This window comes from Rugamonas aquatica (genome assembly GCF_009380215.1).
Lineage (GTDB): Bacteria > Pseudomonadota > Gammaproteobacteria > Burkholderiales > Burkholderiaceae_D > Rugamonas > Rugamonas aquatica_B.
Map to the genome: position 1 here is coordinate 1 of NZ_WHUG01000007.1, position 24,971 is coordinate 24,971.

Annotated in this window: 20 protein-coding genes; 8 read left to right on the plus strand and 12 right to left on the minus strand. The window is 65.9% G+C overall.

Annotated features, from left to right (window positions below; all coding sequences use genetic code 11):
- The 5 genes from fliO to GEV02_RS17800 all read left to right on the plus strand — a co-directional run.
- Positions 1-450, plus strand: a 450-nt coding sequence (gene fliO / locus GEV02_RS17780; protein ID WP_235922825.1) for a flagellar biosynthetic protein FliO, incomplete at its 5' end; no start/stop codon positions are given.
- Complete coding sequence (gene fliP / locus GEV02_RS17785; protein ID WP_152839254.1) at positions 440-1,216, plus strand: flagellar type III secretion system pore protein FliP; 777 nt, start codon at positions 440-442, stop codon at positions 1,214-1,216. The genes fliO and fliP, both read left to right, overlap by 11 nt.
- A 9-nt stretch (positions 1,217-1,225) precedes the next feature.
- The gene (fliQ, locus tag GEV02_RS17790) at positions 1,226-1,495 is read left to right on the plus strand and encodes a flagellar biosynthesis protein FliQ (RefSeq protein ID WP_008451355.1); all 270 of its coding nucleotides are present in this window, start codon (positions 1,226-1,228) and stop codon (positions 1,493-1,495) included.
- A 96-nt stretch (positions 1,496-1,591) separates the two neighbouring features.
- Entirely contained in the window at positions 1,592-2,434 is an 843-nt protein-coding gene (gene fliR, locus GEV02_RS17795) for a flagellar biosynthetic protein FliR (RefSeq protein ID WP_152839255.1), read from the plus strand.
- Positions 2,435-2,519: 85 nt separating this feature from the next.
- The gene (locus GEV02_RS17800) at positions 2,520-11,318 is read left to right on the plus strand and encodes an iron-regulated protein frpC (RefSeq protein WP_152839256.1); all 8,799 of its coding nucleotides are present in this window, start codon (positions 2,520-2,522) and stop codon (positions 11,316-11,318) included.
- A gap of 161 nt (positions 11,319-11,479) precedes the next feature.
- Here GEV02_RS17800 and flgL read toward each other — a convergent pair whose 3' ends face one another.
- The 11 genes from flgL to flgB all read right to left on the minus strand — a co-directional run bounded on the left by flgL (position 11,480) and on the right by flgB (position 22,401).
- On the minus strand, positions 11,480-12,742 hold the full coding sequence (gene flgL / locus GEV02_RS17805; protein WP_152839257.1) for a flagellar hook-associated protein FlgL: 1,263 nt from the start codon (positions 12,740-12,742) through the stop codon (positions 11,480-11,482).
- A 5-nt stretch (positions 12,743-12,747) separates the two neighbouring features.
- The gene (flgK, locus tag GEV02_RS17810) at positions 12,748-14,706 is read right to left on the minus strand and encodes a flagellar hook-associated protein FlgK (RefSeq protein ID WP_152839258.1); all 1,959 of its coding nucleotides are present in this window, start codon (positions 14,704-14,706) and stop codon (positions 12,748-12,750) included.
- A gap of 65 nt (positions 14,707-14,771) precedes the next feature.
- Complete coding sequence (gene flgJ / locus GEV02_RS17815; protein WP_152839259.1) at positions 14,772-15,764, minus strand: flagellar assembly peptidoglycan hydrolase FlgJ; 993 nt, start codon at positions 15,762-15,764, stop codon at positions 14,772-14,774.
- A 12-nt stretch (positions 15,765-15,776) separates the two neighbouring features.
- A complete protein-coding gene (locus GEV02_RS17820; RefSeq protein WP_152839260.1) occupies positions 15,777-16,949 on the minus strand; it encodes a flagellar basal body P-ring protein FlgI in 1,173 nt (390 codons plus the stop codon).
- Positions 16,949-17,605, minus strand: coding sequence for a flagellar basal body L-ring protein FlgH (locus tag GEV02_RS17825; RefSeq protein ID WP_152839261.1), 657 nt, complete (start codon positions 17,603-17,605; stop codon positions 16,949-16,951). Before GEV02_RS17825 ends, GEV02_RS17820 begins: the two co-directional genes overlap by 1 nt.
- 10 nt (positions 17,606-17,615) lie before the next feature.
- Positions 17,616-18,398: a flagellar basal-body rod protein FlgG gene (gene flgG, locus GEV02_RS17830; RefSeq protein ID WP_152839262.1), complete on the minus strand. Its 783-nt coding sequence runs from the start codon at positions 18,396-18,398 to the stop codon at positions 17,616-17,618.
- Between the two features lie 81 nt (positions 18,399-18,479).
- Positions 18,480-19,220 carry a flagellar basal-body rod protein FlgF gene (flgF, locus tag GEV02_RS17835; RefSeq protein WP_152839263.1) on the minus strand — a complete coding sequence of 247 codons (741 nt, stop codon included), beginning with the start codon at positions 19,218-19,220 and terminating at the stop codon, positions 18,480-18,482.
- A gap of 25 nt (positions 19,221-19,245) precedes the next feature.
- Positions 19,246-20,805 (minus strand): flagellar hook protein FlgE, encoded by a 1,560-nt coding sequence (locus GEV02_RS17840; RefSeq protein WP_152839264.1) that lies wholly within the window; start codon positions 20,803-20,805, stop codon positions 19,246-19,248.
- A gap of 30 nt (positions 20,806-20,835) precedes the next feature.
- Complete coding sequence (locus GEV02_RS17845) at positions 20,836-21,549, minus strand: flagellar hook assembly protein FlgD (RefSeq protein WP_152839265.1); 714 nt, start codon at positions 21,547-21,549, stop codon at positions 20,836-20,838.
- A 16-nt stretch (positions 21,550-21,565) separates the two neighbouring features.
- Positions 21,566-21,973: a flagellar basal body rod protein FlgC gene (gene flgC / locus GEV02_RS17850; RefSeq protein WP_152839266.1), complete on the minus strand. Its 408-nt coding sequence runs from the start codon at positions 21,971-21,973 to the stop codon at positions 21,566-21,568.
- A 2-nt stretch (positions 21,974-21,975) separates the two neighbouring features.
- Positions 21,976-22,401 carry a flagellar basal body rod protein FlgB gene (gene flgB / locus GEV02_RS17855; protein WP_152839267.1) on the minus strand — a complete coding sequence of 142 codons (426 nt, stop codon included), beginning with the start codon at positions 22,399-22,401 and terminating at the stop codon, positions 21,976-21,978.
- 158 nt (positions 22,402-22,559) lie between these two features.
- Between flgB and flgA the strand changes: the two genes are divergently transcribed.
- From flgA to GEV02_RS17870, 3 genes are all read left to right on the plus strand, one after another.
- On the plus strand, positions 22,560-23,270 hold the full coding sequence (gene flgA / locus GEV02_RS17860; protein ID WP_152839268.1) for a flagellar basal body P-ring formation chaperone FlgA: 711 nt from the start codon (positions 22,560-22,562) through the stop codon (positions 23,268-23,270).
- Positions 23,271-23,378: 108 nt separating this feature from the next.
- Entirely contained in the window at positions 23,379-23,693 is a 315-nt protein-coding gene (gene flgM / locus GEV02_RS17865; protein WP_328595845.1) for a flagellar biosynthesis anti-sigma factor FlgM, read from the plus strand.
- 7 nt (positions 23,694-23,700) lie between these two features.
- Complete coding sequence (locus GEV02_RS17870) at positions 23,701-24,177, plus strand: flagella synthesis protein FlgN (RefSeq protein ID WP_152839269.1); 477 nt, start codon at positions 23,701-23,703, stop codon at positions 24,175-24,177.
- A gap of 23 nt (positions 24,178-24,200) precedes the next feature.
- Here the strand turns inward: GEV02_RS17870 and motD are convergent, their stop codons facing one another.
- Positions 24,201-24,971, minus strand: a complete 771-nt coding sequence (gene motD / locus GEV02_RS17875) for a flagellar motor protein MotD (protein ID WP_328595846.1) — start codon at positions 24,969-24,971, stop codon at positions 24,201-24,203.

Here is a 24,971-nt window from a genome sequence, read left to right on the forward strand (position 1 = left end):
AGCGCCCCGGTCGCTGCCGCCGCCGGCCCGGCATCGGCTGCGGCCCCCGCGGCCCCCGCCGGCGCGCTGGCGATGACCATCCCCACGCCGCAGGCATCGACGGCCTCGGCCGGCGGCGGCCTGCTGCAAACCACTTTCGCGCTGATGTTCGTGCTGGCCCTGCTGGTGGGCCTGGCCTGGTTCCTGAAGCGCTTCGGCCCGAAGGGCCTGGGCGGCGGCAACAGCAACGTCAAGCTGGTCGGCGCGCTCAACGTCGGCGCGCGCGAGCGCATCCTGGTGGTCGAAGTGGGCGAACAATGGATTGTGGTCGGCGCCTCGCCGGGCCGCATGAACGCGCTGGCCACCATGCCGCGCCAGGAGAGCAGCGAAGAAGCCGCCTCGGCCACGCTGCCGACGGCCAACTTCGCCGAATGGTTCAAACAAACGATCGACAAGCGCAATGGCAAATAAGCAGGCCGGCATCTCCCCCTCCTCCGTGGTCAAACCCCTGTTGATGCTGGCCGCGCTGGCGCTGCCGCTTGCGGCCGGCGCCGACTCCAGCATCGGCATCCCGGCCTTCAACGCCGCGCCGGCGCCGGGCGGCGGCACCAGCTACACGCTGCCGATCCAGACCATGCTGCTGATGACGGCGCTGACCTTCATCCCGGCCGCGCTGTTGCTGATGACCAGTTTCACCCGCATCATCATCGTGCTGTCGCTGCTGCGCCAGGCGCTGGGCACGCAGTCGGCCCCGCCCAACCAGGTGATGGTCGGGCTGGCGCTGTTCCTGACGCTGTTCGTCATGGGCCCGACCTTCGACAAGATCTACACCGAAGCGTATCTGCCGCTGCAGGAAAACAAGATCAACATGAGCGCGGCCATGGACAAGGGCGTGGCGCCGTTAAAAACTTTCATGATGAAGCAAACCCGCCAGGCCGACCTGGCCTTGTTCGTCAAATTGTCGCGCAGCCCCGCGCTGCAGGGGCCGGAAGACGTGCCGCTGCGCATCCTGGTGCCGGCCTTCGTCACCAGCGAGCTGAAAACCGCCTTCCAGATCGGCTTCGCCATCTTCATTCCATTTCTGATTATCGACATGGTGGTCGCCTCTGTACTGATGTCGATGGGGATGATGATGATGTCGCCGGCCGTGATCTCGCTGCCGTTCAAGCTGATGCTGTTCGTGCTGGTGGACGGCTGGCAACTGCTGCTCGGTTCGCTGGCCCAGAGTTTTTACTAGGAGACGGCCATGACACCCGAAAGCGTGATGACCATGGGCCGCCACGCCATGGAAGTGACCCTGATGATCGCCGCCCCGATGCTGCTGGTGGCGCTGATCATCGGCCTGGTGGTCAGCATCTTCCAGGCCGCCACCCAGATCAATGAGGCGACGCTGTCCTTCATCCCCAAGCTGGTCGGCATCTTCGTGGCGCTGGTGGTGGCCGGCCCGTGGATGCTGTCGGTCATGCTCGACTACATGCGCGAAGTGTTTGGCGGCATTCCCGGCCTGGTCGGGTAGATACTTTGCCAATATGTAACATTTTCCGATTAAATAAGAAGTTGACTTAAAATGGGTTTGCTGATGCCCGGTGGAAAGAAATAGGTAAAAGGCCTCATGATTTCGTTCTCCACTGCCGATATCAATCTGTGGATCGCCGGTTTGCTGTGGCCGTTGACGCGCATCCTGGGCCTGCTGGCGGCGTCTCCGCTGTTCGGCAATTCCAGCGTGCCCGCCAGCGTCAAGATCAGCCTGGGCGTGCTGCTGGCGATGGTGGTGGCGCCGGCCGTGCCGGTGCTGCCGGGCAGCGACCCGCTGTCGCTGGCCGGCTTGCTGATCCTGGTGCAGGAAATGCTGATCGGCCTGGCCATGGGGTTCAGCATCCGCATCGTGTTCGCTGCGGTGGAGATGGCGGGAGAAATCTCCAGTTTGACCATGGGCCTGGGGTTCGCGACGTTTTTCGACCCCAACACCCAGGGCCGCTCGTCGGCGATCAGCCAGTTCCTGGCGCTGGTGGCGACCATGGCCTTCCTGGCCGTGAACGCCCACCTGGTGCTGCTGTCGGTGCTGGTGGAAAGTTTTTACACGCTGCCGGTGTCGGCCTCGCCGGTCTACGGCGGCGGCTTCAAGCAGCTGGCCGACTGGGGCGGCAGGATCTTCAGCACCGGTGTGCAACTGTCGTTGCCCATCGTCGCAGCTTTACTGATTACCAACGTCGCGCTGGGCATCCTGACACGCGCGGCGCCGCAACTGAATTTGTTTGGGATCGGATTTCCGATCACTTTAGGTGTAGGTTTGCTGGTCATCGCCATGACGCTCCCGTATCTGGCGACGCCCGTGCAAAACCTGTTTTTGGATGGCATAGAACGCGCGCGGCTGATGCCGCGCACGTGGTCGCAGCGCCCCGAAGCGGTCAAACCGGCAAGCTTGCCGCTTAGACCTCCAGGGCCGCGGCCATAGCGAGATTCAATAGCCAAGCCGTGTTTTTTGGTTTCCATGAGGCAATTATGCGCGTATCATGGAAGCTCCCCGGGAGAACAATGCAATGACTTCGATCGTTATAGATTTCACAACCGACCAGATCGTCAGTCTCACGACTGCGCAGATCGGCCTGTTCACGACCGAGGACATGCAAGCGCTCAGCTCGGACCAGCTCGGCGTGATGAGTTCCTCCCAGGTGCGCGCCATCACCACGCTGCAACTGAACTACCTGACCACGGCCGCCCTGGCCGGCCTGACCACGGCCAACGTCCCGACCCTGACCCAGCTGCAGATCGGCGCCCTGAACACCGACCTGATGGCCTCCCTCAGCACCGACCAGCTGGTCGCGCTGAGCACCCGCGAAATGCAGGCGCTGTCCAGCCGCCAGCTCAACGTGCTGAACTCGGACCAGGTCGGCGCGCTGGAGACGGTCGACCTGCGCGCGCTGTCCACCGCCCAATTCAATATGCTGGGCTCCGACCAGGTCGCCAGCCTGGTCAGCAGCCAGCTCGGCGCGCTGGCCACCCAGCAGCTGCGCGCCATCAACACCGGCGCCGTGCAGGCGCTCACCACCGACCAGATCGCGACGCTGGCGACCGCCATGCTGGGCCTGCTGACCACCAGCCAGCTCAACGCGCTGACCGCCGGCCAGATCGCCGCCGTCACCACCGACCAGATCGCCGGTCTGAGCTCGCTGCAAGTGAGCGCCCTGGCCACCGCCACCGTGGCCAACCTCAACAGCGACCAGATCGCCGCGCTGGAAACCCGCGACTTGATCGGCATGAGCAGCGCCCAGATCGCCGTGCTCAGCGCCGTGCAACTGGGCGGCCTGAGCACCGACCAGATGCACGCGCTGCGCAGCCATGAAATCGCCGCGCTGACCACCGACCAGCTGCCGGTGCTGAGCACCGACCAGTTCAACGCGCTGAGCTCGCTGGCGGCCTTGAATTCCGCCCAGGTCGGCGCGCTGACCACCGACCAGGTGAGCTCGCTGACCACCCGCACCATCGCCCTGCTCAGCAGCGCGCAACTGGCGGCGCTGAGCGCCGGCCAGGTGCAGGCGCTGGGCACCGACCAGATCGTCGCGCTGTCGACCGGCCAGGTGGCCGCGCTGACCACCGCCACCGTCGGCGCCCTGACTTCCGACCAGGTGCAAGCCATCGAGACGCGCGACTTCGCCGTCTTCACCACGGCACAGATCCGCGCGCTCACCACCGACCAGCTGGTGGCGTTGACCAGCGTCCAGATCGCCGCGCTGAGCAGCGCCGACGAGGCGGCCCTGCGGCCCGACCAGCTGGCCGCGCTGACCACCGACCAGGTGGCCGCGCTGAAATCCATCGTACCGCTGAGCACGCTGCAAATCCAGGCGCTGACCACCGACCAGGTGGTGGCGCTGTCGAGCAAGTCCATCACCACCCTCAACAGCGTGCAACTGGCGGCGCTGACCTACGACCAGGTGCAGGCCCTCAGCAGCGACCAGATCATCGAACTGACGGCGGCCCAGTACAGCACCATGGGCAGCGCGATGCTCAATGCGCTGACCAGCACCCAGATCGGCCAGATCGAAACGCGCGACATCGCCGCGCTGCGCGCGCCGCAGATCGCCCAGCTGTCGACCGACCAGCTGGTGGTGCTGCTGTCCGACCAGTTCACCGCGCTCTCCAGCAGCGCCATCGGCGCCCTCAGCACCGACCAGATCAGCGTGCTGACCACCGACCAGCTGAACGCGCTGTCGACGCTGGTGGGTCTGTCGAGCCGCCAGATCGGCTCCTTCACCACGGCGCAGATGACCTCGCTGTCGACGCACAACCTCGGCACGCTGGCCACCAGCCAGCTGCGGGTGCTGAGCTCGGACCAGATCCAGGCGCTGACCACCGACCAGATCGTCTCGCTGAGCGCCGCCCAGTTCCGCGGCTTGAACTCGGCCGCCATCGCCGCCCTGACCACCGACCAGGTGATCGCGATCGAGACCCGCGACATCGCCGGCCTCAACACGCAGCAAATCAACAAGTTCGACACCAGCCAGATCGTGGTGCTCAACACCGCCCAGATCTATGCCCTCAATTCCGGCCAGACGGCGGCGCTGACCACCGACCAGGTGCAGGCGCTCAACAGCGAACAGATCGACGCGCTGCGCTTCCTGACCGCGCTGACCACGCGCCAGGTGCGCGCGCTGACCACCGTGCAGATCGGCACGCTGACGACCGCCGACCTGACCAGCCTGACCACCCGCCAGTTCACCGCCTTCACCAGCGACCAGCTGCAGGCGCTGACCACCGACCAGATCATCGGCCTGAACACGGCGCAACTGGTGGCGCTGAGCGCCAGCGCCATGGCCGCGCTGTCGACCGACGCCATCGCCGCGATAGAAACGCGCGACATCCGCGCGCTGCGCACCGCCCAGATCGCCCAGCTGAGCACGCAGCAAGTGTCGGCCCTGACGCTCGGCCAGCTGGCCGCCTTCACCACCGCGGAAATCCGCGCGCTGACCTCGGACCAGATCGCCGTGCTGACCAGCGACCAGATCGTCGCGCTGTCGACGCTGGGCCCGCTCGTGACCAGGCAGATCGCCGGCCTGACCACCGACCAGATCGCGCAGATGACGACCGGCGACTTCGCGACGCTGCAGACCAATCAGCTGGCCGCCTTCAACACCGACCAGGCCGCCGCGATCAGCAGCGACCAGATCCTCGCCATGTCGACCGCGCAAGTGCGCGCGCTCAGCACCGACGCCATCGCCGCGCTCGGCCTGGACCGCGTCGCCGCGCTGCGCAACGCCGACCTGATCTCGATGAGCACGCGCCAGATCGCGGCGCTGACCACCGCCCAGCTGGCCGCGCTGAGCAGCCAGCAGCTGCGGGTGTTGACCACCGGCGAAATCGCCGCCCTGACGCTGACCCAGATCGCCGGCATGAGCAGCGACCAGATCGACGCGCTGGCCACGCTGAGCGCGCTGACCACCAAACAGCTGGCCGGCTTCACCACCGACCAGCTGGCGACGCTGAACCTGGCCGACCTGCGTTCGCTCGGCTCCCGGCAAATCCACGCCCTCAGCACCGACCAGCTGGTGGCGCTGACCACCGACCAGATCCGCGGCATGTTCACGGCCCAGCTGCGCGGCATCGCCGCCGGCGACATGGCGGCGCTGACCACCGGCCAGATCGCCGCGCTGACCGGCACCGAGCTCGCTTCGCTGAGCCTCGCGCAACTGGTCAACCTGGGCACCGACCAGATCCTCGCCCTCAGCACCAGCCAGATCACCGCGCTGACCACGCAGGAAATCGCCGCGCTGACCAGCGACCAGAAGGCTGCGCTGACCAGCGACCAGCTCGGCGCGCTGAGCTCGCTGGCCAGCTTCTCGACCGCCGCCATCGCCGCCCTCACCACCGACCAGATCGCCTCGCTGCCGCTGACCATCCTGGCCGGCCTGACCACGCGCCAGGTGGCCGCGCTGACCACCGACCAGATCATGGCGCTGACCACCGATGAAATCGTCGCGCTGACCACGTCCCAGTTCCGGGCGCTGACCAGCGACCAGATCGGCGTGCTGACCTCGGTTCAAGTGCCGGCCATCCAGCTGGCCGACCTGCAGGCGCTGTCGACCCGCCAGATCACCGCGCTGACCACCATCCAGCTGAGCGAGCTGACGCCCACCCAGTTCGGTTCGCTGAGCACCCAGGACATCGCCAACCTGACCACCCAGCAGATCGCCGGGCTGTCGACCAGCCAGATCGCCAGCTTCGCCACGCTGGCGCCGCTGACCAGCAAGCAGATCGCCGCCATGACCACCGACCAGATCGCCAGTCTGGCGCTGGCCAAGATCGCCACGCTGACGACCCGCCAGATCGCCGGCCTGACCGGCCAGCAAGTCGCGGCGCTGACCACCGATGAGATCGTCGCGCTGAGCACCGCCCAGGTGCGCAGCCTGAACGCCGCCACGCTGGCCGCGCTGTCGAGCCTGCAGATCGCCGCCATCGAAGTGGTCGACGTGGCCGCGCTGGGCACCGCCCAGATCCGCGCGCTGTCGAGCGACCAGCTGGCCGCGCTGACCTCCGCCCAGTTCGCCGCGCTCAGCACCCGCACGCTGGCCAGCCTGACCACCGACCAGGTGGCCGGCCTGTCGCTGCCGCAGATCGACAGCCTGGCCTCGCTGGCGCCGCTGACCAGCAACCAGGTCACGGCGCTGACCACCGACCAGATCAACAGCTTCGGCCTGCCGCAGATCGCCACGCTGAAGACCAGCCAGCTCAACGCGCTGTCGAGCGCTCAGCTGCAGGCATTGAGCACCGACCAGGTCGTCGCGCTGGAAACCGCGCAGATCCGCGGCCTGAGCGTCGCCGCGCTCAACGCGCTGACCACCGGCCAGTTCGCCGCCATCGAGCTGGTCGACATCGCCGCGCTGCGCACCAACCAGGTGGCCGGGCTGAGCACCGACCAGGTGGCGTCGCTGACGCTGGCGCAACTGGGCGCCTTCACCTCGCAGGAAATCGCCGCGCTGACCACCCGCCAGCTGGGCGTGCTCACCACCGACCAGTTCGCCGCACTGGGCAGCCTGGCCGGCCTCAACACGCGCCAGATCAGCGGCCTGTCGAGCGACCAGATCATCGCGCTGACGCCGGCCCAGGTGGCCGCGCTCAAGACGGCCCAGATCGCCGCCTTCAGCACCACCCAGATCCAGTACTTCACCAGCCTGCAGATTCCGGTGCTGAGCACGGCCCAGGTGCGGGCGCTGTCGGCCGCCGCGGTCGCCGCGCTGACCACCGACCAGATCCTCGAACTGACCGGCCCCGACCTGGCCGCGCTCAAGACCAACCAGCTGATGGCGCTGACCAGCGACCAGCTGGGCGCGCTGTCGCTGACCCAGTACGGCACCCTGATCAGCAGTGAAATCGCCGCGCTGACCACTCGCCAGCTGAGCTACCTCACCAGCGACCAGATCGCCGCGCTGGCCAACCTGGCCGCGCTGACCACCCTGCAGATCAGCGCCCTGAGCACCGACCAGCTCAACGCGCTGACGCCGCAACGCTTCGTCACGCTGAGCACCAAACAGCTGGCGGCGCTCAACAGCGGCCAGGTGAAGGGCATCAATAGCGACCAGATCATCGCGCTGTCGACCGCGCAGATCCGCGCCATCAACACCACCCTGCTGGCGGCGATGAGCACCGACCAGATCGAGGCGATCGAGGCGCTGGACCTGGCCGCCATGACCACCGCCCAGCTGCGCTCGCTGACCACCAGTCAAATGCAGGCGCTGCTGACCGACCAGCTGCACGCGCTCAGCAGCGCCGACATCGCCGCCTTCTCGCAAACCCAGTTGTCCGTGCTCAGCAACGCCCAGGCCAGCGCGCTGGGCAACCTGGCCGACTACTCGACGCTGCAGATCGCCGCCATGTCGACCAACCGCATCGTCGCGCTGTCGCTGCTGGACATCGACCTGCTGAGCACGCGCCAGATCGGCGCCCTGACCTCGCTGCAAGTGTCGGTGCTGTCGAGCGACCAGTTGATCGAACTGAGCGGCGCCCAGGTGGGCGCGCTCAGCACCGCCGCGCTGGCCGGCCTGAGCGCCGCCCAGATCCCGTTCATCGACGCCGTCGACATCCCGTCGATGAAGAGCGCGCAACTGCAGGCGCTCAACAGCGTCCAGCTGCAGGCGTTGACCAGCGACCAGGTCAGCCTGCTGACCTCGCAGGAAGTGGCGGCCCTGAAGGCCAGCCAGATCGCGGCGCTGTCCACCGACCAGCTGGTCAACCTGAGCAATATCCGCGGCATGGGCACGGCGCAGATCCGCGCGCTGACCTCCGACCAGCTCGCCTCGCTGCAGCCCGGCCAGATCGGCGTGTTGCGCACCGCCCAGATCGCCGCGCTGAGCAACACCCAGATCGGCTATCTGACCACCGACCAGATCGTCGCGCTGACCACCGCCGACATGCTGGCCATGGCCACGCGCACGCTGGCCGCGCTGACCACCGACCAGATCAACGCGATCGAGGTGGCCGACATCGCCGCGCTGCGCTCGACGCAGATGCAGGCGCTGACCACCGATCAGGTGGCCGCGATCAACACCGTGCAGATCGCCTACCTGTCCACCGGCGCCATCGGCGCGCTGACGGTCAACCAGGTCCGGGCGCTGACCACCGACCAGATCGTCAACATGAGCGATGTGCAGCTGCGCGCGATGTCGACCAGGGCCATCGCCACGCTCAGCACCGACCAGTTCGTCGCGATCGAGCTGGGCGACTTGGCCGCGCTGCGCAGCCAGCAGATCCGCGCGCTGACGTCCGACGAACTGGTCAGCATGACCACCAACCAGCTGACCAGCCTCACCACGGCCCAGGTGGCCGCGCTGACGACGCTGCAGATCAGCTACCTGACGCCGGACCAGTTCCTGCTGCTCGGTTCGCTGGGCTCGCTGAACACCACCCAGGTGTCGACGCTGACCACCGACCGCATCCAGGCGCTCAACGACGACCAGCTGGGCGCGCTGACCACGGCGCAGATCGGCGCGCTGAACAGCCGCCAGATGGGCGCCTTCACCACCCACCAGATCCAGCAGCTGTCGGTCGCGCAATGGCGCGCACTGAGCACGTCGGCGCTGCGCGGCCTGTACAGCGACCAGATCGCCGCCATCGAGGTGGAAGACCTGTCCGGCCTGAAGACCAACCAGATCGCCTCGCTGAGCACGCTGCAGATTTCGCTGCTCAGCGTCGACCAGTTCGGCGTGCTGACCACGGCCGAGGTGGCGGCGCTGACCGGCGCCCAGGCCAAGGCGCTGACCACCGACCAGCTGAACGGCCTGGCCACGCTGGCCGGCCTGACCACGCTGCAGGTCAGCTCGCTCTCCACGGACCAGCTGGTCGCCCTCAACGCCGACCACATGGTGACCTTGCGCACCGCGCAGATCGCCGCGCTGACCAAGGCCCAGCTGCAAGCCTTCACCACCGACCAGATCGTCAACCTGAGCACCGCCCAGGTGCGCGCGCTGAACGTGGCCGCGCTGGCCGGGCTGAGCACCGACCAGATCCAGGCGATCGAGCTGGACGACATCCCCGCGCTCAGCAGCGCGCAGCTGGACGCGCTGACCAAGACCCAGTTCACGGCGCTGACGCTGGCCCAGATCGCCAGCCTGGCGACGCGCCAGATCGCTTCGCTGAGCCCGAGCGACATCACCGCGCTGACCACGCAGCAGATCAACCAGCTCAGTACGCTGGGCGTGCTGAACGCCGGCCAGGTGGCGGCGCTGACTTCCGACCAGCTCGGCGGCATCGATGTCGACCACTTCGCCACGCTGCGCTCGGCGCAGATCGCCGCGCTGACGCTCAAGCAATTCTCGCTGCTGACCACCGACCAGCTGGGCTCGCTGAGCACCCAGCAGGCGCGCGGCCTGAACATGACCATCCTGGGCACCGACCAGATCATCGCGCTCAATGTCGACGCGGTGGCCGCCCTGACCACGGCGCAACTGGTGACGCTGAAGACCAACCAGATCGCCGCGCTGACCGGCGCCCAGTTCTCCGCGCTGTCGACGCGTGCGCTGGCCTCGCTGGCGGTGCCGCAGATCCGCGGCCTGAGCACCGACCAGCTGGCCGCGCTCGGCACGCTGAGCCCGTTCACAGTGGCGCAGATCGGCGGCTTCAGTTCCGACCAGATCGCCGGCCTCGCGGCCGACATGATCAACAGCCTGCGCACCGCCCAGATCGCCGCATTCGGCTCGACCCAGTCGCTGGGCCTGAACACCACCCAGATCTCCTCGCTCGATCCGACGCTGGTGGCGGCGATGTCGGTGGTGGCGCTGAACGCGCTGAACTCCGACCAGATCCATGCGTTCGACGGCAACGACATCGTCGCGCTGAAGACTGCGCAGCTGTCCAACCTGAGCGGCAACACCATCGCCAACTTCTCGATCGAGCAGGTGGCGGCGTTCTCGACGGCGCAAATCCGTTCGCTCAAGGCCAGCCAGATCAAGGCGCTGACGCTGGCGCAGGTCGCCGCGCTGACCGTGGCGGAAATCTCGGCGCTGGCCTCGACCCAGGTGTGCGCGCTGACCGCCGACCAGCATGCGGCGCTGACGCAGGAACAACTGGCGGTGCTGCCGATCGGCAGTCCGCTGGTCCTCGACCTGGACGGCAACGGCATCCGCACGCTGGGCATCGACGCCGGCGTGCGCTTCGACATCTATGCCGATGGCGAACGCCTCAACGTCGGCTGGGTCGGCAAGGGCGATGGCTTGCTCGCGCTGGACCGCAACCACGATGGCGTCATCAACGATGGCAGCGAATTGTTCGGCACCGCCACCAGCAGCAGCAACGGCGGCAAGGCCAAGGATGGCTTCGCGGCGCTGGCCGACATGGATAGCAACCACGACGGCGTGGTCGACAGCAAGGATGCGCAATTCGGCGACTTGCGGGTGTGGGTCGACGCCAACGCGGACGGCGTCAGCCAGGGCGACGAGCTGAAGACGCTGGCGTCGCTGGGCATCGCCAGCCTGACGGTCGCGGCCACCAAGGTGAGCGAGCTGGACAACAACAACTGGATCGGTTTGCGCTCCAGCTACACCCACAGCGACGGCACGGTCAGCCAGATGGCCGACGTCTGGTTCCTGGCCAGCCGGGCGGCGCAGGCGAGCGCGCTGACGCAAGCCATCAACAGCTACGGCCAGCAGGCCGGCGCCGCGCCTGCCGGCAACACCGGCGGGCAGCTGACGCCGGCGCCGGCCGGCGCCGGCCTGGCGGGCCACGTCGCCGCGCTGGCCGAGCAGTTGCAGCGCTACGCCGCCACCACCGGCCTGAGCGGCAGCGCCGCCGCCCAGGACGACGACTGGCTCCGCAAGCAGCACGCGGCCGGCGGCATCCTGGCAGCCAAATAACCCCGGGGTCAGGTCTGGCATTCGGACACGAACTCAACGCTAGCTAGCCGCTACGCTTGAGGCCGTGTCCGAATGTCAGACTTGACCCCACGTTAAAAAGCCCCTGGCGCGATGCGCTCAGGGGCTTTTTCTTGTGCGGTCGCGGCGCGGCGCCGCTGCGCTCAGGTGATGTAGTTGAACAGCGACAGCCCGGCCAGGCTCTTGAACGATTTCTGCGCCGCGTCCAGCGTGGTCTGCTGCTGCGTGAACAGCGAGATCGCCTTCACCGTGTCGACCTCCTGCAAGTCCGACAGCGTGGTCGCGTACTGCAAATTCAAGTCGTCGCCGGAACTGTCCAGGTAATCCAATTCCTTCAGCCGCGAGCCCACCTCCGACTGGATCGACAGCAGATTGTCGGTGGCGTTGTCGATATTCATGTGAGCCAGGTTCAGCTTGTTGTTCAGGCTGGCCTGCCCCGCCGCGCCGTCGCCCGGCGCGCGCAAGGCCGCGATCAGGTCGCTCACGGTGGTGAAGATCGATTGCTTGGTGCTGGGCTGCACGGTGAAATTGTCCAGGTCGGCCGGATCGCCCTTGACGTCGAACTGCACGCCGTCGAAGGTGATGTTCTGCCCGCTCACATACGGTTGCGGCACGGCCGGCACCGGCGCCGGCGGCACCGGCTGGTTCAAGGTCAGGTCGGTGACGGTATAGGTCGTCGCCTTGGGCGTGCCCGGCGTGGCCGGCACCACCTGGAAATCGATCTGGTACTTGTGGCCGGTAAGCTGGGTCGCATCCTTGACCGAGCCGGGGCTGATGATGCCGCTGCCGCCGCGCGTATAGTTGGCCGGGTCGGCGCCGGTGACGAAGGTGCCGTTGCCGGTCGCATTGTTTTCAAACACGGACGAACCGGAATCGCTGATCGGCAGCTTGCGCGTCGAGCCCACCTGCAGCTCGCGCTGGCCCTGGTCGCCCTGGTAGGCGGCGCCGTTGGCGGTCTGGGTGAACGGCAAGGTGGTCGACTTGTAGCCGGAGAACACATAGCCGCCGACGCCGTCGGCGGTGTTGGCCTGACCCAGCAGGTCGGCCAGCCGGCCTTCCAGCTCGATCGCCAGCGACTCGCGGTCCTTCTGCGTGTAGCCGCCGTTGCCGGCGTTGACAGTCAGCGTCTTGATGTCCTGCAGGATCGCGGTCGAGCTGGCCAGCGCCACCGTCTCCAGCGACAGCACGCCCTTGGTATTGGCGCGGTTGGTCACCAGCTGGGTGTTGATCGATTGCGACTGCGTCACCTCCAGCGCGCGCGCGGTGGCGATGGGATCGTCGGCGGCGGTCAGGTTCTTGCGGCCGGTCGACAGCTGCGCCTGGGTACGGGCCAGCGCGCTCTGCAGCGTGCTGATCTGCCCTACGCCAACGTCGTAGATCGTCTTGGAACTGATGCGCATGGACATGATAATTACCTAATATTGAGCAAAACATCGAACAGCGTACTGGCCACCTGCATGACTTTGCCGCTGGCCTGGTAGGCCTGCTGGTAGCGTAACAGATTTGCCGCTTCCTCATCCAGGTTCACACCGGACACGCTTTCCTTCTGCTTGGTGGCCTGGTCCACGGCGGCGTCGGCGGCGGAGCCGGTGATCTGCGCCTCGCGCGCCTTGTTGCCGACGAAGTTGACCATCTGCGCGTAGGTGGTCTGGTAGGTGGCGTTGCCGTTGTCGAGGATGTTCTTGGTTTGCAGGCCGGCCAGCAAGGCGCCGTTGCGGCTGTCGCCGACGCCGCTGATATTCGGACCGATGGTGAAGGTGTCGAGGTCGGCCGGCGTGCCGCTGATGTTGAAGTTGATGCCGCCGAAGCTGATCGCCGCGCCATCGGTGTACGGCACGGTCGGCGTACCGGCCGGATACACGGTGGCCACGCCGTTGACCGTCACCGTCACATCCTGGGTCGGCGGGAAGCCCGACAGCGAGTTCGAGGCCTTGTCGTAGCTCAGCGTGACCGGCGCCGCCAGCGCATTGCCCGGGGTCAGGTAATTCTTGTCGACGGTGCCGGCGCTGATCTTGGCGTTGCCGGCATTGGCGTTCGGCGCCGCGGTGGCGATCGGCGCCGCCAGCGCGATCTTGGTGCGGTCGGTGATGGCGACGCTGATATCGTGGGCCGCGTTGTAGGTCGGCCGCACCAGGAAATTATCCTTGTCCGCCGGCGTGCCGGTGATCGTGTAGTCGACGCCGTCGATGGTTTGCGGCACCGTCTGCGGGAAGGGATTGATCTGCGTGACCTGGCCGTCGCTGAGGCGGGTGACGTTGAAATTGGTGCCGTCGAAATCGACGCTGTAGTCGCTGGCGGTGAGCTTGCCGGCGTCGGTGACGACGGCGCTGACATTGGCCGTGCTGGCCGGCGAATTGCGGCTGTTGACGCCGACATAGGCGTTGATCGGATTGAAGAACGCCGTGCCGAGCGCGCCGTTCTGGTCCTGGCCCAGCACGTGCTGCGCATTGAAGCTGACGGCCAGCCCGGCCGCCACCTGGCCCAGCGAATTCTGCGCGCGGTCCATGGCGCCGTTGCGGAATTCCAGCAGGCCGCCGATCTGGCCGCCGGTCAGCACGCTGTCCGGCAAGGCGCTGAAGGCGCCGCTCGCGGTCTGGTAGCCGACCGTGACGCGGCTGGCGTCGGTCGGCGACGTGGACGTGGCCAGCTGGAAGGCGGTATTGCCCACCACCAGCGGTTGCCCCGTGCCGAATTCGACCGTCAACGTGTTGTTGTCGCCCGGGATGACGGTGGTCTTGACCAGCTTGTTCAGCTCGGTCAGCATCTGGTCGCGGTGATCCAGCAAATCGTTGGGGGCCTTGCCGTCGGTGGTCAGGCCGGCGATGGTGTTGTTCAGCGAGGCGAGTTCCCTGGCGTAGGAATTGATCTCGTTGACGGTGGAGCTGATCTGGCCGTTGACGCCGGAAGCGATCTCGGTCATCCGCGCGCTCAGCCCCTGGAAGCGCGACACCAGCGAGTTGGCGGTGGACAGCATGGCCTGGCGTGACGCGGCCGAGGCCGGATTCGAGGTGGCGTCCTGCACACCGTTGAAGAAGTCCTGCAGCGCCGGCGACAGGCCGGCCGTGGGGTCGGCCAGCAGGTTGTCGACCTGGCTGATCTGCTTGGTGTACGAGTCCAGCGACGCCTGGCTCGATTCGGCGTTGCGCAGCTGGACCGCGAGGAAGTTGTCGTAGTAGCGGCGCACGGCGCTGACCTCGGTGCCGCTGCCGACGAAGCCGAAGCCCTGGTCCTGGGTCGCGGTGTCCGACTGGATCGCCGCCTGGCGGCTGTATCCAGCCACGCCAGCGTTGGTGATGTTGTTGCCGGTGGTCGACAGACCTACCTGGGCTGCCAACAAACCGCTTTTGCCGATGCTGAGAAGACTGGACATGATGTTTGTACTCTATTCTTAAGGTGGTAACGGCAAACCGCCGGTAAACTTGACCCCGCGCCCGATCAACCGGCCAGCGAGCGTTTGATGATGCTGGTGAGTTTGTTCGCGTAATTCGGATCGGTGGCGTAGCCGGCCTTCTGCAAGCCCTGGGCGAAGCTGCTGGCATCGCCCGCGCTGGCCAGCACTTTTTCGTAGCGCGGATTGCTCGCCAACAGCCTGGCGTAATCCTTGAAGCTGTCGCTGTAGCTGTCGTAGGCGCGGAAGCGCTCGACGCGGGTCTGCGCCTTGCCGTTGACGTATTCGGTGGTGGTGGCCTCGACCACCTTGCCCTTCCAGTCGCCGCCGGCCTTGATGCCGAACAGGTTGTGGCTGTTGGTGCCGTCGCGGCCCTTGATCTCGCGCTTGCCCCAGCCGCTCTCCAGCGCCGCCTGGCCCAGCATGAACTTGGCCGGAATGCCGGTGGCGCGGCTGGCCTCCTCGGCGTGCGCGCTGAGCTTGTCCTGGAAGCTGCGCACATGCGGCGCCTGGCTGCCCTTGTTGGCGCTGGTGGCGGGCACGGCGCTGTTGTCGTCGACCGAGCCGGCCGCGTTGGCCGCCCCGGCGCCGCCGGCCGCCGCGATGGCGCGTTGCAGCTTGGCGTCCATCAGGCTGGCCAGGCCGCCGAAGCTGCCGCCGTTGGCGCCGCTGCTGCTGTCGCCGGCCTCGTTGCCGATCGCCAGCGCCTGCTTGTCGGCGTTTTTCGACAGCTGGCGTATCAGCATGTCCGACAGGCCGATGCCCTTCTTGGCGATATTCTGGCTGGTCTGCTGGTCCAGCATGGTGGTGAACATCTTGGTCTGCTGGCTGTCCATCATGCCGTCCTGCGGCGTGGCCTCGCGCATGCTCTTCATCATCATGTTGACGAACATGGCTTCGAACTGCGTGGCGGCCGTCTTCAGCGCCTCCGGGCTGCCGGCCTTGGCCGACTGGCGCAGGCTGCCCATGTCCTTGAGGTCGAGGGCGAACTTGCTGCTGAGGTCGTTGGAGGTATTCGCATTGGGAATTGAGCTGGTCATGGCGGCGCCTTCCTAAATGATTTCCAGCTCGGCGCGCAGCGAACCGGCCGCTTTCATCGCCTGCAAGATGGCCAGCAAATCCTGCGGCGTGGCGCCGATGGCGTTGAGCGCCTTGACCACTTCGGCCAGCGACGCGCCGCCCTTGACCATCATGACCTTGCCGCCGTCGGCCTTGATGCCGACCTGCTGGTTGGGCGCGACCACGGTGCGCCCGCCCGACAGCGGATTGGGCTGGCTGATCTGCGGATCGGCCGTCACCGAGATCGACAGGTTGCCGTGCGAGATGGCGCAGGTTTCCAGCGTGACGGCGCGGTTCATCACCACCGAACCGGTGCGCGCGTTCATGATGACCTTGGCCGGCTGCTCGGCCGGATTGACCTGCATGTCCTGCAGGGTGCCGATGAAGCTGACGCGCTGGTCGCTGCTGCTGGGCGACTGCACGCGGATCACGCGGCTGTCCAGCGCGTAGGCGATGCCGGGACCGTATTTATCGTTGATCACTTCAACCACGCGGCTGGCGGTGGCGAAGTCGGCGGTGTTCAATTCCAGCTTGATGAAGTTGCCCTCGCCCAGGCTGGACGCCACGGCGCGCTCGACGGTGGCGCCGCCGGAAATCTTGCCCACGCTGAGGTGGTTGACGGTCAGCGAGCTGCCGCCGGCGCCGCCGGCCGCGACGCCGACGCCGCCCACCAGCACATTGCCCTGGGCCATGCCGTAGACCTGGCCATCGGCGCCCTTGAGCGGCGTCATCAGCAGCGTGCCGCCGCGCAGGCTCTTGGCGTTGCCCATCGACGACACCGTGATATCGAGCATCTGGCCCGGCTGCGCGAACGGCGGCAGCGAGGCCGTCACCATCACGGCGGCGACGTTCTTCAATTGCAGCGAGGTGCCCTGCGGCAGGTTCACGCCCAGCTGCTGCAGCATCGACACCACGCTCTGCACGGTGAACGGGGTTTGCGTGGTCTGGTCGCCGCTGCCGTCGAGGCCGACGACCAGGCCGTAGCCGATCAGCTGATTCTGCCGCACGCCGGCGATGCTGACCAGGTCCTTGAGGCGCTCGGCGCGGGCCGGCTGCACCAGCAGCGCGGCCAGCACCAGCAGCAGCACCAGGGCCGCCAGCTTGCACAGGCCGGCGACGCGGCGCTTGCCTTCGTTGATGTTGTGAATGCTGTCCATGATGGCCATCAGAAAGGTAACAGGCTTTGGAAGAAGCGCGAAGCCATCGACGCCATCTCGGCGCGGTCGATCTGGCTGTTGGTGCGGTACTCGACCTTGGCGTCGGCCACGGCGGTCGACTGCACGGTGTTGCCGGTGGCGATATTGTCGGGATTGATCATGCCGGAGAAGCGGATGAATTCCACGCCCTTGTTCATCGCCACCTGCTTCTCGCCGGCGACGATCAGGTTGCCGTTGGACAGTACCTCGACCACGGTCACGCCCATGGTGCCGGTGAAGGTGTTGCTGGCCGACTGGTTGTCGCCGTCGGCGTACTTGCTGGCGTTGCTGGCCGACAGCGTATTGCCGAAGGTCGAATGCAGCGGGCCGGGCACGGTGGCGCTGACGCTGCCGGACTTGTTGCCCGAACTGGCGCCGGCCTTGACCGCCGACGTCTTCTCGGTGATGACCAGGGTCAGCACGTCGCCGACATGGCGCGCGCGGCGGTCTTCGAAGATAGGACGGAAGGCGGCGGTCTGGTAGATGGCGCCGTTGCTGGGCGCCGCCTGCAGCCGCTCGCTGGTCAGCGGACGGGCCGACATCGGCATCTGCACGATGGAGGTCGGCGTGCTCATGCAGCCGCTCAGGGCGGCAGCCGCGACAACGATGGTGATGGCGTATTTCATGCTCGACTCCTTACATCTGCGACAGCTTGGCCAGCATCTGGTCGGAGGTCGTGATGGCCTTCGAGTTGATTTCATAAGCGCGCTGGGTCTGGATCATATTGACCATTTCCTCGACCACGTTGACGTTCGAGGTTTCCACATAGCCTTGCAGGATGACGCCGGTGCCGTTGGTGCCTGGCGTGTTGGTCTGCGGGTTGCCGGACGCGCCGGTTTCCACGTACAGGTTCTCGCCCTTCGATTCCAGCCCGGTCGGGTTGATGAAGGTCGACAGCTGGATGCTGCCGATCTGCTGCGGCGCCACCTGGCCCGGCAGCGTGACCGTCACGGTGCCGTCGCGGCCGACGGTGATCGATTGTGCGGTGATCGGAATGGTGATGGCCGGCTGCAGCACGAAGCCGCTGGAGGTGACCATCTGGCCGTTGTTGTCGCGCTGGAAGGAGCCGTCGCGGGTGTAGGCGGTGGTGCCGTCGGGCAGCAGCACATTGAAGAAGCCGTTGCCGTTGACCATCAGGTCTTTATCGTTGCCGGTCGACTGGGGATTGCCCTGGGTGTGCACGCGCTCGATCGCCACCGGACGCACGCCGGTGCCGAGCTGCATGCCCGATGGCAGGTTGGTCTGCTGCGACGATTGGCCGCCCGGCTGGCGGATGTTCTGGTACAGCAGATCCTCGAACACGGCGCGCGATTTCTTGAAGCCGTTGGTGCTGACGTTGGCCAGGTTGTTGGACGTGACATCGAGCGCGGTCTGTTGCGCTTCCATGCCAGTCTTGGCGATCCACAGTGAACGTATCATGATGCTTCTCCCGTTGCTTGGACGGGAGCTGTCAAAAGCGACAGCTACTCATCCCATGCAATCATTATGCGGGAGAGGTCATCAACTCAAAGCGAGGATCTGGGTGGCTTTTGCGGCGTTATTCTCGGCGTTCTTCAGCAAACTCATTTGCATTTCGAACTGCCTTGCCAGACTGATCATGTTGACCATGGAATCGACCGGATTGACATTGCTGCCCTCCAGCGCGCCATCGACCACGCGCACCGCCGGGTCGTTCTCGGCCGGCGTGCCGCTGACCTGGCGGAACAGGCCGTCGTCGCCGCGCACCAGGCCCTTGGGGTCGGGGTTGACCAGCTTGATCCGCCCCAGCACATTGGCCGGGCCGGGCTTGAAATCGGTGGAGATGGTGCTGACCGTGCCGTCGCCGGCCACCATCACCGTGGTGTCGGGCGGGATGGCGATCGGGCCGCCGTCGCCCACCAGCGTCTGGCCGCTGGTGGTTTGCAGCAGGCCGTTCTCGCTGACCTTCAGGCTGCCGTTGCGGGTGTAGGCTTCCGAACCGTCGGCCGACTGCACCGCGATCCAGCCCTGGTCGCGTATCGCGATGTCCAGCGCGCGGCCGGTGGTCTGGATCGGGCCGGCGCGCATGTCGGCGCCCACCGTGGAATCGACCACGAAGGCGCGCGTGGGCAAGCCTTCCGACACCACCGGCACCGCCCGAAACGTATCGAGCTGCGCGCGGAAGCCGGTGGTGGTGGCGTTGGACAGGTTGTTGGCAACGGTGGCTTGCTGCTCCATCACGTGCCGCGCCCCTGTCATCGCGGTATAAACCAGGCGGTCCATGGCTATCTCCGATTAACGCAGCGCATTAACGCAGATTCACCAGGGTTTGCAGCACCGAATCCTCGGTCTTGATGGTCTGCGCATTGGCCTGGTAGACGCGCTGCGCGGTGATCATGTTGACCAGTTCGGCCGTCAGGTCGACGTTCGACACTTCGACCGAGCTGGCGCGCAGCGAGCCCATCGAGCCGGCGTTCGGCACCCCGACCTGCGGCGTGCCCGAGGCCGAGCTTTCCGCCCAGGCGTTGTTGCCCAGCGGCGTCAGGCCGTCGACGCTGGCGAAGTTGGCCATGGCGATCTGCCCCATCGGACGCGCCTTGCCGTTGCTGTACTGGCCCAGGATCACGCCGTTGGCGTCGATGGCGTAACGCTGCCACGAACCGGCCGAGTAACCATTCTGCACCGAGCCCAGGTCGTTGGTGACGCTGCCGTACTGCGTGGTCTTGTCGAACGTGGTGGCGACCGTCAGCGGCTGCTGGGAACCGGTGTCCGGGAAGATCGGCAGCTGGATATTGAACGGCAGCGTTTGCGGCGTCGGCTGCATCAAGGCCATCGCCTCCGGGTCCAGCACGCCGGATTTGCTGAACAGCAGCGTGCCGACCTTGACGGCTGGCACCGTGATGGCGGCCGCCAGCTTGGCGTTGATCTGGTCCGGCGTCATGCCGGTGATCTGACCGCTGCTGGTCGGATCGAGCGCGGTGTAGGCAGCGGTCAGCGCATCGAGCTGCGCCTGCGAGGCGGCGGCCGGCGGCACGCTGGCCGCCGCCAGCATCGTATTGTAGGCTTGCGTCGCATAAGTGCCGGCAGCGATGGCGATGTCGGTCGGCACCGGCGGCGTCGCGCGCACCGCATCGTTATACGCGGTGCGCGCGGCGAGCGTCGGGAGGTCGCTGTTGATCGCTGCGGCCACGCTGCCGGAAATGATTTCCTTGTTGTCGGCGGCCGCATACACGTCCCAGGTATTGGCATCGGTCTTGACGTAGTAGGTCGTCATGATGTGCGAAGTGCCCAGGCTGTCGTACACGTTCAGCACGGTCTGCTTGTTGTAGCTGGTCGGATCGCCGGCGTCGAACGGCACCTTGGCGGGTACTTTCTCGGCCGAGCTCAGGTTCAGCTGGAAGTTGGCGGTGGTGGTCTGCACCGGCGTCAAATCGGACTTGTCCAGGGTCAGCGGCACTGGCGCGCCGAGCTGGATCACGCCGGCCGCGTTCGACAGGTAACCGGTCAGCACCGCGCCCTGGGCATTGACCAGGGTGTGGGTATTGTCTTCATGGAACTGGCCATTGCGCGAATACTGCACCGCGCCGTTGACCACTTCGCGGAAGAAGCCGCCGCCGTTGATGGAGATGTCCAGCGGGTTGTTGCTGGTTTCGATATTGCCCTGGCTGAATTGCTGGGCCAGCTTCGACGTCATCACACCGATGCCCGGGTTGTTGCCCGACACGCCGTTCAGCGAATTGGCGTACAGGTCGGCAAACTGCGCCTGCGAGCCCTTGAAACCAACGGTGCTGGCGTTGGCGATATTGTTGCCGATAACGTCCAGCGATTTGGATGCTGCGTTCAGGCCGCTAAGTCCTTGTTGGAACATGGTATTCCCCTATGCTAGGTATGAGGTACGTTACAAAACTTCTTTAACATCGGACATCGCGAATTGTCCGAGCGAGGTGTTCAGCTTGACGCCGCCGCTGCCGGTCGACACGCTGGCCACGGCCGCCAGTTGCAGCGCGGTGGAGTCGGTCAGCGTCTTGCCGCCGCTGACCGCCTTGACCGTAAAGGTGTAGCTGCCGTCCGGCGCGGCGGTCTTGGCGTCGGTGGTGCCGTCCCAGGTGATCGGGTAGGTGCCGATATCGGTGTTCTTCATGCTCATGGTACGCACCGTGTTGCCGGCCTTGTCCTGGATCGAGATGGTCACGCTGTCGGCGGCCGTGGCCAGGTCGATGCCGAACACGCTGGTGCTGGTGGTCTTGCCGGCCGAGTCGGTGCTGCTCGACAGCTCGACGCCCTTGCCCGCCACCAGCACGCCCTTGCCGATCAGATTGGTGGCCGTCAGCGATTGCGCGTTGGCCTGGTCGGTGCGCAGCGATTCCAGCGTGGCGTTGACCTTGTTAATGCCGGTCACCGTCGACAGCTGGGCCAGCTGGCTGGTCATGGCCGCGTTGTCCATCGGGTTCAGCGGATCCTGGTTCTTCAGCTGCGTGACCAGCAGCTTCATGAACTTGTCCTGGTCCGCGCCGATGTCGTTGGCGTTCTTGGTGCTGGCGGTGCTGCCAGTACCGCTGGTGGTATTGACCGCGGCCGCCGGTGGCGTGTCGATCACTCCGCTAATAGTCATGATTGCCTCTTAAAGATTACTGGCCGATGGTCAGGGTTTTGAGCAGCAGGGTCTTGGCCGCATTCATGGTCTCGACGTTGGTCTGGTAGGACCGCGAGGCCGACAGCATATTGACCATCTCATCCACCACATTGACGTTGGGCATGGTCACATAACCCTTGTCATCCGCCATCGGATGCTTGGGGTCGTACATCTGTTTCATCGGCGACTGGTCTTCCACCACCTGCTTGACGCGCACGCCGGTGGCGGCGCCGCCGGAGGTCGGCGTGGTCGCCTCGAACACCACCTGGCGCGCGCGGTAGGCCTCGCCGCTGGCGCTGGTGGCGCTGTCGGCATTGGCCAGGTTGGACGCCACCACGTTCAGGCGCTGCGCCTGCGCGCTCATGGCCGAACCGGAAACATTGAAAATATTAAACAGCGACATGATTAGTTACCTCCCTGGATCGCCGCCATCATGTTCTTGATCTGGGCGTTGATTGCGGTGATGCCGGCCTCGTAGCGGATGGCGTTGTCGGCGAACTGGTTGCGTTCGACGTCCATGTCGACCGTGTTGCCGTCGACCGCGCCCTGCACCACGCCGCGGTACAGCAGCGGCGTACCGTCCGCCATGGTGCCGCCGTCTTGTGGAGGGTTGGGGTAATGCTTGCTGGCCGTGGTCTTCAGGCTGGCCGCCGCGCTCGGGCTGGCCTTGTCCAGCGCGGCCTGCATCGCGCTGCTGAAATCGATGTCGCGTGCCTTGTAGTTCGGGGTGTCGCCGTTGGCAATATTCGAGGCGAGCACGCTCTGGCGCTGTGAACGCAAGCCCAGCGCAGCTTCGTTAAAGCGCAGGTAATCGTCGAGTTTCCCAACCATGGCAGCTCCCAATGGACACACTTGTTATGACAGGATCGATGATACGGAGTTGCCGATCGACACCATCGAGCGATAAGCAAGCGCTTTTCGGTCCTATTCAAGGCTTCAAGTTCAGACCGCCAGACTATGATGGCAATATTGAAGGGGATATTCACGCCATGAAACGACTGCTCACTACTGCCGCCCTGCTGGCCTTGCTGCCGGCGGCCACCGCCCAGCAAGCCGCCGCGCCGCGCCCTGGCGCTTATCAAGACCCGGCCGCGCTCAAACGCAGCGTCGAACAGTTCCTGCAAGTACAGAGCGGCGGCCTGCCGGGCCAGGTGACGGTGGCGGTCGGCGCGGTCGACCCGCGCATGAACCTGGCCGCCTGCGCCGAGCCGCAAGCCTTTTTCATGCCCGGCGCGCGCGCCTGGGGCAAGACCACGGTCGGCGTGCGCTGCGCGTCACCAGCGGCCTGGACGATCTATATACAAGCCACGGTCACCGTGGTCGGCGACTACATCGCCAGCGCGGCGCCGCTGGCCCAGGGCCAGACCATCGAAGCCGGCCAGCTGGTGACGCTGAAGGGCGATCTGACCATGTTGCCGGCCGGCATAGCCACCGACATGGGCCAGGTGATCGGCCGCAGCACCAATATTTCATTGCCGCCAGGCACTCCGCTGCGCCTCGATACGCTGCGCAGCAAGCCGGTGGTGCAATCCGGACAACTGGTGCGCCTGGTGTCCAGCGGCAACGGTTTCAGCGTATCGGCCGAGGCCCGCGCCATGAGCACGGCCGGCGACGGCCAGGTAGTGCAGGTAAAAACTTCCGGTGGGCAACAAATCACGGGAATCGCCAAGGCAGGCGGGCTGGTGGAGGTGGCGTTTTGATCGAACGCCAGGGGTCTTGAGGCACGGCAACGCTAAAGTTTTGGGCGCAGCCGCCGTTACATACTCAGATCCCGGAGTTTCGTACTCCTACCAGAGAAGGATATAGCTGTGAAAATTAACGATACATTGAAGAGCACGACCGGCTTGCCGTCGTCGACCCCGGCTTCCACCTCGACTGCGCGCGGCGCAGACAAGGCGGCAGCCCCGGCGACGCCTGCAACGTCCGACAATGTGCGCCTGTCGCCGCAAGGCCAGGCATTGGCGGCCAGTGCGGCCGGCGGCAACAGCGCGGTGTTCGACACGAAAAAAGTCGAACGCATCAAGCTGGCGATAGCCGACGGCCAGTTCCAGGTCAACTCGGAAAAAGTGGCGGATGGCTTGCTGGATACAGTCAAGGATCTGCTGCACTCTCGCAAACGATAGGTCTACCATGTCAACCGCTACCCCGCTGAACAGCCTGCGCGAAGAAGAACACATCATGACGACCCTGCTGGGCGTCCTGAAGCAGGAGCAGCAATACCTGGTGGCGGCGGAAATCGATGGCCTGACGGCCCTCACCACGAAGAAATCGGCACTGGTCACGCAGATGACCCTGTTGTCGGCCCAGCGCCACCGCGCCCTGGGCAAGGCCGGCTACCCGGCCGAGGAAGCCGGCATGGATGCCTGGGCTGCCGCCTGCGGCGCCGATGCCGCCGAAGCGACCGCCCTGTGGCAAGCGCTGCAGCAACATGCGCGCGCAGCCAAGGAACTGAACCGCATCAACGGCATGCTGATCAACAAGCAGATGAACCATGCGCAAGGCGCGCTGCAAGCGCTGCGTCCGCAAACGGCGGCTGCGAACAACTTCTATGGCCCCGGCGGCCTGTCCACTTCCCTGCCCCGCAGCCGCGGCTTTTTAGCCGGCTGATTTTAATTCCGCCTACTGCCCGCCTACTGCTGCGGCGTCGTCGGCAACTCCGTTACCGCGTCCGGAATACCGGACAAGATCGTGACCGCCACGCGGCGATTGCGCGCGCGCCCGATCGGATTGTCGTTCGGCGCCACCGGCACGTTGGCGCTGAAACCCACCGCCGTCAGCCGCTCCGGCGCCACGCCGGCGTCGATGAACAGCCGCACCACGCTGCTGGCGCGCACCGCCGACAATTCCCAGTTGGAGGGGAACAGCGTATTGCGGATCGGCTGGTTGTCGGTGTGGCCTTCGACCTGCACCTTGTGGTCGTCGCTTTTCAGCAGGCTGGCGACGGCGCGCAGCGCTTCGGTCGATTCATTGGTCAGGCGCGCCTCGCCCGGATCGAACAGCACCGAGGCGTTGATCTCGACGCTGACGCCGCGGCTATTTTGCGTCACCCGCACCTTGCCCTCCTTGACCAGCGGCGCCAGCGTGGACAACAAGTCCTGCGCCAGCTTGGTCATCTGGGTCTTTTCCTTGCGCAGCAGTTCGGCGTGGCGCTTCAGGTTGGGGTTGGGGATGGGCAGGTTGGGCACTTCGGTATTGACCGGCTTGGCCGAGCCGGCGCCGCCAAAAGCGTCGCCCAGCGCCACCGACAGCACCTTGTACTGGCCGATATTGACCACCGAAATCGCATACATGACGACGAAGAAGGCGAACAGCAGCGTGATGAAGTCGGCGTAGGAGATCAACCAGCGCTCGTGGTTCTCCGGTTCGTCGTCGAACTTCCTGCGCGCGCGCCGGTTCTGCAC

Excerpts from the sequence above, each read along its gene's own strand:
- fliP (WP_152839254.1), top strand. The coding sequence starts at position 440 with ATGGCAAATAAGCAGGCCGGCATCTCCCCCTCCTCCGTGGTCAAACCC.
- fliQ (WP_008451355.1), top strand. The coding sequence starts at position 1,226 with ATGACACCCGAAAGCGTGATGACCATGGGCCGCCACGCCATGGAAGTG.
- fliR (WP_152839255.1), top strand. The coding sequence starts at position 1,592 with ATGATTTCGTTCTCCACTGCCGATATCAATCTGTGGATCGCCGGTTTG.
- GEV02_RS17800 (WP_152839256.1), top strand. The coding sequence starts at position 2,520 with ATGACTTCGATCGTTATAGATTTCACAACCGACCAGATCGTCAGTCTC.
- flgL (WP_152839257.1), bottom strand. The coding sequence starts at position 12,742 with ATGTCCATGCGCATCAGTTCCAAGACGATCTACGACGTTGGCGTAGGG.
- flgK (WP_152839258.1), bottom strand. The coding sequence starts at position 14,706 with ATGTCCAGTCTTCTCAGCATCGGCAAAAGCGGTTTGTTGGCAGCCCAG.
- flgJ (WP_152839259.1), bottom strand. The coding sequence starts at position 15,764 with ATGACCAGCTCAATTCCCAATGCGAATACCTCCAACGACCTCAGCAGC.
- GEV02_RS17820 (WP_152839260.1), bottom strand. The coding sequence starts at position 16,949 with ATGGCCATCATGGACAGCATTCACAACATCAACGAAGGCAAGCGCCGC.
- GEV02_RS17825 (WP_152839261.1), bottom strand. The coding sequence starts at position 17,605 with ATGAAATACGCCATCACCATCGTTGTCGCGGCTGCCGCCCTGAGCGGC.
- flgG (WP_152839262.1), bottom strand. The coding sequence starts at position 18,398 with ATGATACGTTCACTGTGGATCGCCAAGACTGGCATGGAAGCGCAACAG.
- flgF (WP_152839263.1), bottom strand. The coding sequence starts at position 19,220 with ATGGACCGCCTGGTTTATACCGCGATGACAGGGGCGCGGCACGTGATG.
- GEV02_RS17840 (WP_152839264.1), bottom strand. The coding sequence starts at position 20,805 with ATGTTCCAACAAGGACTTAGCGGCCTGAACGCAGCATCCAAATCGCTG.
- GEV02_RS17845 (WP_152839265.1), bottom strand. The coding sequence starts at position 21,549 with ATGACTATTAGCGGAGTGATCGACACGCCACCGGCGGCCGCGGTCAAT.
- flgC (WP_152839266.1), bottom strand. The coding sequence starts at position 21,973 with ATGTCGCTGTTTAATATTTTCAATGTTTCCGGTTCGGCCATGAGCGCG.
- flgB (WP_152839267.1), bottom strand. The coding sequence starts at position 22,401 with ATGGTTGGGAAACTCGACGATTACCTGCGCTTTAACGAAGCTGCGCTG.
- flgA (WP_152839268.1), top strand. The coding sequence starts at position 22,560 with ATGAAACGACTGCTCACTACTGCCGCCCTGCTGGCCTTGCTGCCGGCG.
- GEV02_RS17870 (WP_152839269.1), top strand. The coding sequence starts at position 23,701 with ATGTCAACCGCTACCCCGCTGAACAGCCTGCGCGAAGAAGAACACATC.